The organism is Pelotomaculum terephthalicicum JT (genome assembly GCF_022410535.1).
Taxonomy (GTDB): domain Bacteria; phylum Bacillota; class Desulfotomaculia; order Desulfotomaculales; family Pelotomaculaceae; genus Pelotomaculum_D; species Pelotomaculum_D terephthalicicum.
Map to the genome: position 1 here is coordinate 1 of NZ_JAKNBL010000006.1, position 13,312 is coordinate 13,312.

Annotated in this window: 11 protein-coding genes and 1 tRNA gene; 10 read left to right on the forward strand and 2 right to left on the reverse strand. The window is 45.5% G+C overall.

What is annotated here, in order from left to right:
- Positions 1 to 149: 149 nt before the first annotated feature.
- The 7 genes from L9W92_RS05905 (at position 150) to L9W92_RS05935 (ending at position 9,230) form a co-directional block, all read left to right on the forward strand.
- On the forward strand, positions 150 to 392 hold the full coding sequence (locus L9W92_RS05905; RefSeq protein WP_240082820.1) for a phage tail protein: 243 nt from the start codon (positions 150 to 152) through the stop codon (positions 390 to 392).
- A gap of 68 nt (positions 393 to 460) precedes the next feature.
- Positions 461 to 1,510 carry a cadherin-like beta sandwich domain-containing protein gene (locus L9W92_RS05910; protein WP_240082821.1) on the forward strand — a complete coding sequence of 350 codons (1,050 nt, stop codon included), beginning with the start codon at positions 461 to 463 and terminating at the stop codon, positions 1,508 to 1,510.
- Between the two features lie 425 nt (positions 1,511 to 1,935).
- Entirely contained in the window at positions 1,936 to 6,321 is a 4,386-nt protein-coding gene (locus L9W92_RS05915) for an S-layer homology domain-containing protein (RefSeq protein WP_240082822.1), read from the forward strand.
- Between the two features lie 275 nt (positions 6,322 to 6,596).
- On the forward strand, positions 6,597 to 7,133 hold the full coding sequence (locus tag L9W92_RS05920; RefSeq protein ID WP_240082946.1) for a stage V sporulation T C-terminal domain-containing protein: 537 nt from the start codon (positions 6,597 to 6,599) through the stop codon (positions 7,131 to 7,133).
- A 156-nt stretch (positions 7,134 to 7,289) separates the two neighbouring features.
- Complete coding sequence (locus tag L9W92_RS05925; protein ID WP_240082823.1) at positions 7,290 to 8,066, forward strand: DNA/RNA non-specific endonuclease; 777 nt, start codon at positions 7,290 to 7,292, stop codon at positions 8,064 to 8,066.
- Positions 8,067 to 8,168: 102 nt separating this feature from the next.
- Positions 8,169 to 8,507 (forward strand): phage holin family protein, encoded by a 339-nt coding sequence (locus L9W92_RS05930; RefSeq protein ID WP_240082824.1) that lies wholly within the window; start codon positions 8,169 to 8,171, stop codon positions 8,505 to 8,507.
- 234 nt (positions 8,508 to 8,741) lie between these two features.
- Complete coding sequence (locus L9W92_RS05935) at positions 8,742 to 9,230, forward strand: hypothetical protein (protein WP_240082825.1); 489 nt, start codon at positions 8,742 to 8,744, stop codon at positions 9,228 to 9,230.
- Between the two features lie 126 nt (positions 9,231 to 9,356).
- Here the strand turns inward: L9W92_RS05935 and L9W92_RS05940 are convergent, their stop codons facing one another.
- Both L9W92_RS05940 and L9W92_RS05945 read right to left on the reverse strand, forming a co-directional pair.
- Positions 9,357 to 9,863: a hypothetical protein gene (locus L9W92_RS05940; protein WP_240082826.1), complete on the reverse strand. Its 507-nt coding sequence runs from the start codon at positions 9,861 to 9,863 to the stop codon at positions 9,357 to 9,359.
- Positions 9,864 to 9,984: 121 nt separating this feature from the next.
- A tRNA-Sec gene (locus L9W92_RS05945) sits at positions 9,985 to 10,082 on the reverse strand.
- Between the two features lie 257 nt (positions 10,083 to 10,339).
- Between L9W92_RS05945 and L9W92_RS05950 the strand changes: the two genes are divergently transcribed.
- The 3 genes from L9W92_RS05950 to hemA are packed head-to-tail and all read left to right on the forward strand — an operon-like array spanning position 10,340 to position 13,305.
- Positions 10,340 to 11,308: a polyprenyl synthetase family protein gene (locus L9W92_RS05950; protein WP_240082827.1), complete on the forward strand. Its 969-nt coding sequence runs from the start codon at positions 10,340 to 10,342 to the stop codon at positions 11,306 to 11,308.
- Between the two features lie 55 nt (positions 11,309 to 11,363).
- Positions 11,364 to 12,002 (forward strand): precorrin-2 dehydrogenase/sirohydrochlorin ferrochelatase family protein, encoded by a 639-nt coding sequence (locus L9W92_RS05955; RefSeq protein ID WP_240082828.1) that lies wholly within the window; start codon positions 11,364 to 11,366, stop codon positions 12,000 to 12,002.
- Positions 11,977 to 13,305, forward strand: coding sequence for a glutamyl-tRNA reductase (gene hemA, locus L9W92_RS05960; RefSeq protein ID WP_240082829.1), 1,329 nt, complete (start codon positions 11,977 to 11,979; stop codon positions 13,303 to 13,305). Before L9W92_RS05955 ends, hemA begins: the two co-directional genes overlap by 26 nt.
- The last annotated feature ends 7 nt before the right edge of the window (positions 13,306 to 13,312 follow it).

Genomic DNA, 13,312 nt, shown 5'->3' on the forward strand with positions numbered 1-13,312 from the left:
TCTTTGCCATGCCCATTTTTAGGAATGTCGTGAAAAGGACAGTCTTTTTAGCCTGGCATGCCAGAATTTCCAGTTGCTTTATTCCAGATTTAATGATTCCTCCCATCTAATGCCGAGAGCCTATTTATTTAGTTAAGGAGGATGACATTATGGATTACTTTTTAGGACAAATTGTCGTATTTCCATATTCATTTGTACCCATGGGCTGGTTGCTCTGCAACGGCCAAATTCTTCAGATTCAACAATATACCGCGCTGTTTTCCTTAATCGGCAATAAATTCGGCGGTAACGGGACTACCACTTTTGCCATACCTAATTTACAGGGCGCCGAACCGCAGCCCGGCACTGGTTATTATATTTGCATTTCCGGTATATATCCAACCAGAGACTAAGGGTAAATAAGATTATTCTTACAACTCTATCAAGAGATGTGAAAAAGACTCAGAAGGGGTGGAATTTTATGGGTGATAACATTGCCCGGAACAAGTTCGCTAATGCGAGCAGTTTCGTTTATCCTTATGCACCGGCCAAGGCGGTTGACGGTACTTTAACTCCGCTGGGACGGTGGCTGGGTACCTCTCCGTTGCCGCCTGAACCGACGCCGCCATCACCTGTTTGGCTGATTGTCGATCTCGGCGCTTTTTATTGGGTTAACCGCTGGTTGGTCAAGCAGATGGGTTTGATCGGCTGGTCGCCAAATTATAATTTAACCGATTACAAGTTGCAGGGAAGCCTTGATAATGCCAACTGGTTTGATTTGGATTCCGTGACTAATAATTCGGCCAACCAAACCGACCGGGCAATTGCCCCGCACAAGACCAGGTGGGTTAGAGTTTATGTGACCAAGGGACTACGTTGCAATACGAATTTTGCCTCAATCGTGGATCTGGAGATATATGCCGCCGATCCGACCAATCCCTATCTCTCAAATCTGGTATTAAGCAACTCACTGGTGCTTAATCCGCCATTTAGCCAGACGACCAATGCTTATGCCTCAAACGCAGGTTATGATCTGAGCAGTATCACAATAACGCCCACGGTGGCGGACAGTAACGCGACCATAAAGGTTAACGGTATTGCCTGCGCCAACGGGCAGCCCTCGGCGCCGGTCAATTTGAATGCCGGCGTGAATAATCCGATACCGGTGGAGGTATATCCGGCGATTGGAGAGGTGAATACCTACACGGTTAACGTGACCAGGGCCAGCAGCCCGTATTTGTCGGCGATGCTAATTGTCGGGATAAAGGGCGGAGGTCTTACGCCAACCTTCAACAAAACTACTTATGCTTATACTTCTTCTGTGGCCAATACAAAGACAACAGCTCAGATACAGGCAACAGCAGAGGCTGGAGGAAGCATAACGGTGAACGGTGTTGCAGTCCAGAGCGGACAACCATCTCAGGTTATCGACCTGCAGGTAGGAACTAACCTGGTAACTGTTATCTGCAATGCGGCTATAGGGTCGGATTTCAAGAAATATGAAATTACCATAACCAGAGCGGCAACATAAATAAAGTTTACGGTGAAAACCTGTAGCCACGCTGTGGTTGCAGGTTGATTGTTTTAACGGCTCTGGGGTAGGAGTCTTGTGAGAAAAATATCTGTTTCAATAAATGCCAAGCAATTACTGTGCCATTGAAAGAAGAAGGCAAAGAAAAACGCTGTCGCAAACGTAATACCCACTATTTCGAAGTAGTCGTAAAATACGAAGGTGTAGGGGAAGTCAAATTATATTTTTGTCGTTATCCTTACCAGAAGAGATGGAGATTGTTTCTTTCAACTGATAACGCTCCTTTAATATCAAAATTAAGTTCCAACTGGAAAATTAACGAATAGAAAGCAAGCGGATATAAATTCAGGCCGCAGGGGATGTAACTAAATCAGGCAGAGAGAAAGGGGAGAGTTGGGATATTTAGAAGAGTATTCAACAAAATAATGGTAATTTTTATTACAACGCTGATGATTTGCTGCCTGTCGTTCGGACTGAATGAAGGAATTGACAAGGCATTTGCCGCGTCGGAACAGCCGACAGGAAACGGAACAGCTGCAAGTCCATATCTTATCTCTACGGCTGGAAACTTGCAATGGCTCTCAGAAAATATCAGCACGGTCAGAGATAAAAATTTTAAGCAGATCAATGATATTGATTGCTCGGGAGTTACTTTTGACCCTATAGGTACTGAAGCGGACATGTTTAGCGGTATATATGACGGCAGCGGCAGAAGCATATCCAATCTTAATATTACTACTCCGCTTCGGACTGCGGGTTTATTGGGTAATGTATCGAATTTCAATACAGATGCACCGGGAGTAATAAAAAATCTAACTTTGAAGAACTCAGCTATTTTATGTACCGATCCAAGTTCTGTTTGTAGTGTGGGAGGAATTGCCGGATGGAGCAGCGGGACTATCCAGAACTGCAGTGTTGTGAACACAACCGTAGAAGCTCAAAGCGATACTTCATCCGTCGGAGGCATTGCTGGCAACAATCAGGGCACAATAAAGGATTGCTACAGCACTGCTACGCTTCAGGGGGTGTCGGGAGCATCGGTGGGGGGAATTGCCGGATCTGCAAGTAATGCAACGATTCAAAACTGTTACTTTGCGGGATCATTTGCCGGAGCCTCGACACAAAAAGGCGGTATTGTCTCCAATACATACAACGCTACTGTTTCCGGTAACTACTTTCTGGATACGGCCGCAACTTACGGAATCGCTTCGCCTTCCGGTAATACCGGGGCAGAACCGAAGACTTCGGCAGCGTTGCAGCAAGCGGGAACTTACAGCGGCTGGGATTTTAATGAGGTCTGGTATCTTGGGGCAGAATCTTATCCCCAGCTGCGTATGCCACCGACGCCTTCCGGGTCGATCGACAGTGACATCGTGTCGAAAACGGTCATTGTCACAGGATGTGCCGTTGATGATGTGATTAAAATTTATGACGCGGCAACAGGCGGGACTTTATTAGGCAGCGGCACTGTAGCGGCCGGTCAAACTTCCATAACGATTAGCATCCCCACGCTGCCTTCTCTTCACGAAGTATTTGTTTCAACTGCAACTGCTTCTATGCCCGAGTCAGGGAGGACCCAGCACAGGGTATTTTCCGTACCGTTCTCCGAAGGTTTTGAGAATGCGGGTTATTTTCAGGATGATTGGGAAACGGAAGAGGTAATTGGAGGTTCAACTCCTTTAAAATGGTTCAGAGTTGAAACAGAAACGCAAAGTCAGACTGGTTATGATTTGGATCTTACCATCAACCCATATAGTGGTTCCTATATGATGAAGGAAGATATATGGAACGCTAATAGGCCTCTCAGCACGCGGCTGTTCAGCCGGAGCTTTGGTTTACCGGCGGGTTCTTACGATTTGAGTTTCTATCTCTACCAGCATCCGGATGTCTATAATGATGGCGGAACAATCCTCGGTGCGAATGATTATATCCAAACTCAAATTTCTTTTAATGGGGGAGCCTGGGTAGACTTAGGGCCGCAAATTAAGCGTGTGGACGGGACTGGCTGGGTTCAGCATACAGTCACTTTTACATGCAGTACAGGGGATACTGTACGGATTGGTTTGCTGGGTTATTCCGATTGGGGGTATAACCTCTACGTCGATGATTTAAGCATCGTTCAAAATTCTACTCCGCAAATTTGCACGGTGACCTATGACCCGGAAGGCGGAACAGTAACCCCGGCAACACAGACTAAACTGTTCCAATCTGCCTATGGCAAAGCTGCCGATGGAATGACGTCTGAACCAATGCCGACACCGGGTAAGGCTGGGTATGTCTTTGACGGCTGGTATAACGGAGATAACGGAACAGGGGATCAAATAACAGACACCACGGCTGTGGATACGACAAGCAATCATACCCTGTATGCGAAGTGGATAAAGATACTCACGGCGGACACCACAGACAACAACGTGGATAATGACATAGAGATAACCTTCGGGGCGGATGCAGCGTTTGAGGGAGCGATCACGGGAGTAAGCTTTGGCGGAACGGCATTGACAGTGACCACAGACTATGTGGTATCCAGCGGAAAAGTGACCTTGAAGCCAAGTGGTGGAAATGCGGTACTACAAACCCCGGCAACAGCAGATGTAGTGATCACAGCCCCAGGCTATAACAGCTCGACGGTATCCCAGACAATAAATCACGGGGCTGCTATCACAATGGTGGTTACGCAGAACATTACTGCTCCTGATTCTAATGGAGGACAGTTTGCCCAGCAGCCCCAGGTAACCCTGAAGGACACCTACGGCAACACCTGCACAAACGATAACACGACAGTAGTAACAGCATCCAAAGTAGACACAGGTGACTGGATACTCACTGGAACAGTGACCGTGACAGCAAGCGCCGGCGTGGCGACCTTCACCAACTTGGGTGCTACCAACGCGTCGGCAGTCACAGATGCACAACTGGCGTTCGATACCACCGGGCTTACCCGAATAACCAGTGCAAAAGTCAACCTGCCGGCAACTAGCACGCCCACTCTGGCCATTACCACCGTCAGCTTGCCTAACGGCACTGTGGGCGCATTGTATAGCGCAACATTAACAGCGAGCGGCGGGACCGCACCATATACCTGGAGCGCGACTGGTTTGCCGTTGGGTTTAATTCTAGATACCGTATCAGGTCAGGTTTACGGTAATCCTGTTTCCGCCGGAAATTCCACCGTGTCAGCCACGGTATACGACTACTACGGCAGCAGCGACAGCGCTAGTTTCACCCTGACAGTGAACCCGGCATCTGGCTTAACCATCAGTACCAGCAGCCTGCCAGGCGGCAGAGTGGGAATATCTTATAGCGCAACCCTGATTGCCACGGGCGGGACCGAACCTTATACCTGGACCGCAACCGGATTGCCCGCCGGTCTCACCATCAACCAAGCCAGCGGATTGATCAGCGGTATACCTACCTCCGTCGGGACCTCTACCGTGTCCGCTACGGTATACGACAGCGGGGGCCAGAGCACCGGCGAAAGCTTCATCCTGACGATAACGCGCAAATCCAGCGGCAAGGGACCTAGTACATCCCCAACTCAACAGCCGACTTCACCATCGTCAAACGTGGAGATAATGGTCAACGGCAAAGTCGAAGCTGGAATGGCCACCGCCAGTACTACAACGGTCGGTGACCGCGCCGTGACCACTGTCGTCCTGGATCCCGAGAAACTCGAGGAAAAGCTGAAACAAGAAGGCGAAAACTCAGTAGTTACCATACCGGTCAGCACCGATGCCGATACGGTTATCGGACAGCTTACCGGGCAGATGGTCAAGAGCATGGAGCAAAAGAGCGCAGTTGTTGAAATAAAGACGGAGAACGCTTCGTACACCCTGCCCGCGGCGCAGATTAATATTGACGATGTTTCAGCCCAACTCGGCCAGAATGTTGAGCTTAAAGACATCAACGTGAACATTGAGATTGCCAGGAGCACGGACGAGACGGTCCAATTCGTCGAGGACGCGGCGGAGAAAAATAATTATACCATAGTTGTGCCCCCGGTCGACTTCAAGGTGACCTGCACATACGGGAACAAAACAGTGGAAGTGACGCATTTCAATGCTTTTGTTGAAAGAACCATCGCCATACCGGAGGGGATAGATCCCCAGAGGATAACCACGGCCGTGATCGTGAACAGCGACGGAACATTTACGCACGTGCCGACCCAAATTATAGTCAGGGACGGCAAATATTACGCGGTCGTAAACAGTTTGACCAACAGCACCTACATGGTAATCTGGCATCTCAAGGCGTTCAAGGATGTGGAGAGCCACTGGGCAAAGGATTACGTGAATGAAATGGGCTCAAGGCTGGTTGTCAGCGGCGTCGACGAGAATAATTATTCGCCTGACCGGGAGGTCACCCGCGCCGAGTTCGCGGCAATAATAGTGAGGGCTCTTGGACTCGGTGAAAAGGGCAATAAAAATAACTTCAAAGACGTCAGTGACAGTGACTGGTTTAACGGGGCAGTATCCACGGCGTATGCATATGGTATCATCAACGGTTACAACGACGGGACGTTTAATCCCAACAAGGCTATCTCCAGGGAAGAGGCGATGGTGATTATCGCCGGGGCGGCCAAGCTGGCCGGCATTGATGCCGATAGCGCCGGACCGGATGTGGACGCGCAGCTTGCCAAATTCAAGGATAATGAAAGCATCGACAGCTGGGCCAGGAACTCTGCCGCGGCATGCGTCAAGTCAGGAATAATGGTCGGCGACGACAGTATGCTCACGCCTGATCACGACATTACCAGAGCGGAGGCGGCAACCATTGTTATGAGAATGCTGCAGAAGGCAGACCTGATTTAGATATAAACTGAATAGCATTCCATTACTTGGACAGGAGAGTTTACCTGGACAAATAGTTAATTAATCCGCAAAACGGTGCAAACAACAAGCGTTTGCACCGTTTGAGCATTTATGGCCGGAATGTGTCAGGAATGGATTTTTAAAAAAAATATTTTGTAGACCATACCCCGCAACAAGTCATCCTCTTTCGTATATATATAATGGCTGATGATAATTTTCTACAGGAAATGTCATTATCCGGCAAATACCTAATACAATTGGTGGTGACTTGCATAATGAGGGCAACTGGATTTGTGCGCCGCATAGATGAACTCGGCAGGTTCTTAATACCCAAAGAAATCAGGAACTCACTGCGTATTAAACATTACTCATCTCTAGAAATACTAACCGATTACGAAGGTGAGGTCATTTTTAAGAAATTCTCTCCGATAAAAGAGCTGGGCCTATTAGTGGAAGAATACGCGCAATCCTTATATAATTCACTTGGTCACACTGTTTGTATTGCTGACAAAGAAAATATTATTACCGTGGCCGGCTCTAATAAAAAGAGATTGCTAAACAGACAGCTTAACCCGGAGATCGAAAGGATCATGGAAGAAAGAAGAATAAAGCTTTGCGCGACGCCATTGTCATTAACTGCAGACGATGTTGCGATTTCCACTTCGATTATCATTGCTCCGATAATTGTGGATTGCGATGTTATAGGGGCCGTAATTCTTATGTCTAAAAATCCGGATGCAAAGATGGGGCGGCTTGAGCTAAAAATGGCTGAAACTGCGGCAGGATTCCTGGGAAAACAAATTGCGATATAACAACAGGCAATAATATTTAACCCTTTTTTGAAGGTACCGGAATATTCTCGTCGAATTATAACAAAAGAACAATGTGTTGATTGACCGCCCTAACGGCGGTCGTTGTTATTATTGCACGAATCGACATATTTAGACAGATTAATAATGGAGGCGGTTATGTATAAAAACAAGTCAAAAGCAGCCAATGAGCATCATGATGTCTCAGAAAAACATGATCGGAAAAAGACTGAAGAACATACCTTGACACAAAAAAGTTTACACCCCGGCTTTTTACAAACTCAAGATAATATACTGCAGCTGCAAAGAACAATTGGCAACAAGGCTGTTATGCAATTGCTAAAATCCGCAACCGCCTTGCAACCGGCCGCAGATGGCGGTAATCAAGTTAGTGATAACAGCGCAGTGCTTCAAATGGCTATTGAAGTGGATGATCAGTCTCATGAAGAAGATAATGGGCGCGCGCATCATGTAACAGCGACTGTTTACGGAGAAACTTTAGAGCAAGGCGCAAACCAGCCGAGCGTTGATCCAGAAGGCTGGGATGAATTAAAAGGAGATTCGGCTTACAATACGGAAAATTTGGTGAGGATGCATTTATGGAATGGAAGATTAGGAGGACCAGGCGACAAGAAATGGAACCTGACGCCGGGTGAATCGGATTTTAACTTGCACGAAATGAGTCCGGTTGAAACAGAAATGCAAAGTGAAGTAGACGAAGGAAATATAGTTACCATTGATACGACGGTCACATACGGCAATATGGAAGAGCCGTTATACTACTACCCAACTCATGTAAACTTATCCTGGGCATCATTCGATGGTGAAAACGGCGATGCGCAGAATGAAGGCGAGCTTGATGAAGATGTGCCTGCGCTTGAGGAAGAAGATGGAGAGTGGCTTCCTGACAGTTCAGGGAATGAATCTGAAGAATAATGGGACAGTGTTGCTGGAGGGCAAGAATGGTTCCTTTATGATAAGATCAAGAATATGATATAGAATAAAAGTTGTTTAAGTTTAGATCTGGAGGGACTATCCATGGCAGGGTGGCTGATAAGGTGGATCTTAAACTTTTTTGCTGTGATTTTAACAGCAAGCATTATTAAAGGGTTTGAAGTTACTGTTCCAGGCGCAATATTCGGCTCGATCACTTTAGGGATTATTAACGCTATCATAAGGCCGATAGTAATAATGGTGACGCTGCCGTTAAATGTTATTACGCTGGGCTTGTTTACCCTGGTAATTAACGGACTGATGATATGGCTTGCCGCCGCTGTGATCAAAGGGTTTGATATCCATAGTTTTACAGCAGCAATTATTTCCGCTCTTTTCATATCAATTTTCAGTTTTGTTATCAATTTATTAGTAAAAGATTAACCCCTGAGCCTTTGGTAATTATGGAAGGTAAAACTATGGGCAAGATGGCTTTCAAATATGCGCCTGGATGATGTTCCACCCACTTTAGAGCTTGTTCTGATCGGCGTGCAATGGCTGGCCCATTTCTGTTTGCTTTCATCATTATCAATACATTGCGCAAAAGTCAGATGACGACTAAAATTCAAGCGAACGCTAACAATAAAGGAAACATCGAGATATCGGTGGTGAGCAGAAATGAAAAAATATCGTTCGCCTTTGATGTCGGCCTTGTGGTCGGTAGCCATTCCTGGTTTTGGGCAGCTTTATATCGGGGATTACCTTGTCGGCTTTTTGCTGGTCGCAATGGAATTAATAATTAACATTAAAGCAAGCCTGAATCTAGCCATTCTCTATTCATTCAGGGGAGAGTATCAGAATGCTATTGACGTGGCCGACTTTCAGTGGATATTGTTTTATCCGTGCCTTTACGCGTACTCCATTTGGCATGCGTATAACGAGGCAATGGAGAACAATCGTGGCCTTAGCCAGGTTAAAGAAGCCAGAGTCTCTACCAATACGAAATATAACGGCTTTTTTATCGGGGTTGCTATGGGAGGAACATTGGGTGTTATATATAGTTACGAAATCAGCCCGATATTCTGCGGGATTTTAGGCGGAATAACAGGCGGATTGCTGGGGTCTGTTATTGAAAAATTAGTATTGAACTATAAGCAGCGTAATTAAAATGCATCCCAACCAAGATTCAAAAGCCACCGTAAGAATTAACCAACTTAATTCAATTATATAGCGTGGAGAGAGTGTGGGATTGAAAGCAAAAACCCGGCTGAGCGTGCCGGGTTTTTAATGATCTTATAGACGCGTTACGACTGAAGGAACTAAACTAGCGAATAATAACAGCCATGAAAGTGCGGCTAGCGGTCTTATAAACTGATTAATTACCCGTGTTATGAAAGCAGTAAAGAGTAATCCTATCCCGAGAACCTCATCTAATAATGCTAATAGAACCACTCCAATGGATGATAGGGTTAATTGCCCGAATAACATGATTTCCTGCGGAATGGTGTTTTTTGCTGCTTCGGTTATTATCCTTTCACTTCCAACGGCGATATCCGAAATCGGTACCCCCATAATATAATTCCAGCCTGTGCTAAGCCATTGGAAGACTGGTATTCCATTAAAGATATCAGCCAACGCGGTTGAAATAAAAAATATCATTAGGATTATAGATAAACCTATAAACAATATATTGCCGGGACTCAGAATTTTTTTACCGCTCTTTATAGTAGGACGCATGCTAATAAGATGTTGAAGAAAACTAAAAATAAAACTATATTTGCGAATCTTGAAATAACCCAAGTAATTTACCTCCTTTTTATGAGGAATACACTGTTATTATATATTATTTAGGAAAAATTGTAAACTTATACTTTGGGGGACAAATTTTGAAGGATGAGTTAATTATAAAGAGTGCTGTTGCTGGCGGGAGTGTGTGAGAATCGAACTCACCACGGACAGGAGCACTGCCCGACGACTGGTTTTGAAGACCAGGAGCACCACCAGGCACCATCCACCCCCGCTAGAAATTATAACATACATTCTATTACCCGGCAACGAGAGCCATAATGGAATTAATTCTACTATGCTTTTCGACACTGATAAAAACTTTGTTTGTCTGTTTGTTTATGTATTTTCAACTATCTACTTAATATGGGGAGGAATTTAACATAAATCAGCGAATATTTATTAAGGTGATTTAAAACCGATAAATATGGCTAAGCATGCCACTTTGTTGGCATTTTTGTCTTAAAAACGGAGTAATTGCAGGTGGAAAAATGCTGGAGCTCTATAAAGGCATAGAGGAAGACATGCAAGTTGTAGAAAAAGAGTTGCAGGCAACACTACAGGTGCAAGACCCATTTTTGACAGAAACCTCTACACACCTCTTTTATGCAGGCGGTAAGCGATTGAGGCCTGCGCTGAGTCTGTTGGGAGCCAAGTTTTGCAACTTTAAATTAGAAGATGTAATTCCGCTGGCAGTTGCCCTGGAACTAGTCCACATGGCCACCCTAATTCATGACGACGTGGTTGATAATTCACTTATCCGCCGGGGTGTTCCTACAGTGAACGCCAAGTGGGGTCAAGGTATATCCACTCACATCGGAACATACCTTTTCGCAAAATGCTTGGTTCTTATTTCCCAATACGAAAAGAAAAAGCCATTAATCCCAAAAGTTTTATCTGATGTTAGTGTAAAGATGTGTGAAGGTGAGATCCGGCAGATTACAGCTTCCTTTGATACTGGCCAGGCAACGAAGGACTATTTTTATCGGGTCAAACGCAAAACTGCTTTTCTGATTACGGCAAGTGTACAACTTGGCGCGGTAGCTTGCGGAGCAGACAAAAATATATACCTGCCACTTCGTAGATATGGGAATAATATTGGTATGGCTTTTCAAATAACTGATGATATCCTGGATATGGTGGCTGATCAAAGCAAATTAGGCAAGCCGGTAGGAGGCGATCTCCGCGAGGGAATTATCACCTTGCCGGTTATTTATGCTCTTGAAAAATCCGGAGAGAAAAAGCGTTTGGTGGAATTGGTAAGAAAAACGGAAAAAAGTGAAGAGGAAGTACAGGAAGCAATTGAAATAATCAGAAGCTGTGGAGCTATTGAATGTTCATTTGAAGTAGTAAACAGATATTTGAGCAAGGCCAAAGAAGAACTTATGGCATTGCCGGATTTACCCGCAAGAAATAACCTTTCAATGATTGCTGATTTTATTAAAGTCAGAAAGCATTAAATTTAAAAATGTCTTTAATTTGAATATAAACTATTTATCACGGCGGAGGTTATGGATGGGGCATTACTTGATATCTCTGGACTTAAGTGGTAAATTATGCTTAGTAATCGGCGGCGGGCAGGTGGCGGAACGTAAAGTATGCTCCTTGCTTGAATGCGACGCCTCCGTTCAAGTTGTCGGTCCGGAATTAACCCCAGGTCTCAGGGATATGGCGGAATCCGGCCGGATTCTCTATAGACAGGGGCAATACCGGCCGGCGGACTTAGATAATGTTTTCCTGGTAATCTGTGCCACGGACAACAAAGAAGTAAACCAACAAGTTGCAGGTGACTGCACGGACAGAAATCTTTTTGTGAACATTGTAGACGACCCAAAGAAATGCAATTTCTTCGTTCCTGCCGTAGTCAAACGGGGGGCGCTTTCCATCGCGGTATCGACCGGCGGCAAGAGTCCGTTGCTGGCCAGAAAAATACGCGAGGAACTGGAAACGGCTTACGGCCTTCAATATGGTGAATTTTTAGATTTGATTGCTGATATTCGCCAAGACGTAATTAATAATATATCCGACCCAAAAAAGAAAAAAGAAATTCTTGAGAATATGGTTTGCGACGAAGTGCTGTGTTTTCTTAAAAGCGGCAGGATGGATTTGGTAAAGGAGCGAATAGCTAGTGCTTATCGCAGTAGTCGGACTTAACCACAGAACGGCTCCGGTTAAAGTGCGGGAGAAGTTGTCATTCAGCGGGTTTTCCCTGGAGAAAGCTTTGCAGTTGCTAAAAACTTATCCCGCGATACAAGGATGTGTTATTTTATCGACATGCAACCGGACTGAAGTCTACGCCGCCACGTCGGAGGTGGATGAAGGGCTTAACGCCATCCGGGATTTTTTATCCCGCTGGTCGGGTGTGGATGTTTCCGAAATAATCAATATTACTTATTGCCATGCTCTTTATGATGCTGTCCGGCATCTATTCAGGGTCGCGGCAGGATTGGACTCAATGCTGCTTGGTGAGACCGAAATACTTGGTCAGGTGCGGTCGGCTTACATGCTGGCCTGTGATTATAATACGACCAACCGTATAATAAATACCATGTTTCAACAGGCTATCGCTATCGGCAAGCGCGTCCGTACGGAAACCGGAATCGACCGGAACGCCGTGTCAATCAGTTATGCAGCGGTTGAGCTGGCGAAGAGCAGGCTGGGCAGCCTGTCCAGTTGTTCAGCGCTCATTGTCGGCGCCGGCAAAATGAGTGAACTGGCGGCAAAACACCTGGCGGCAAACAATGTTTCAGGTATTATTGTTTCAAACCGTTCCTTCGACCGGGCAGAGCTGCTTGCGTCACAGATTGCAGGAAAAGCGGTTAATTTTGATGAATTGTCCAAATGCCTTGAAACGGCGGATATTGTAATTAGTTCTACCGCGGCTCCCCATTGTGTAATCAAAACTGACGAAGTAAGTCACATTATCAAAAGAAGGCACGGACGGGAAATGATCATGATTGACTTGGCAGTGCCAAGGGATATCGAAACTGAAGTAGGCGAGCTCAACGGGGTTGCCCTCTATGATGTTGACGACTTGGAGATGGTCGTGGACCGCAACCTGGCCGAAAGAAAACAGGCAGCCATAAAAGCTGAAAAAATAATCGAAGAAGAATTAAGTGAGTTCATGAAGTGGTTGGGGACGCAGTTCGTTATTCCTACTATCTCCGCCTTAAAACAGTGGGGAGAAGAGATTAAACGAAATGAGCTGAGACGCGCGTTAAATCGTTTAGAAAAACTTTCCGAGCACGATCAAAAGGTAGTTTGCTCTCTGGCCAATTCGATTGTCAATCAGATCTTGCATATACCGGTAACTCAGTTAAAAAATTATGCCGTGACCAATGAAGGACATCTCTATACCGAGGTGCTGCAAAATCTTTTTTGCCTGAATGTTCCTGGGCAAAAAACCAAAAATAAAACACCAAATGCCAATGTTGAGAACAAAACCGGTCTTGCCTAAAATAATT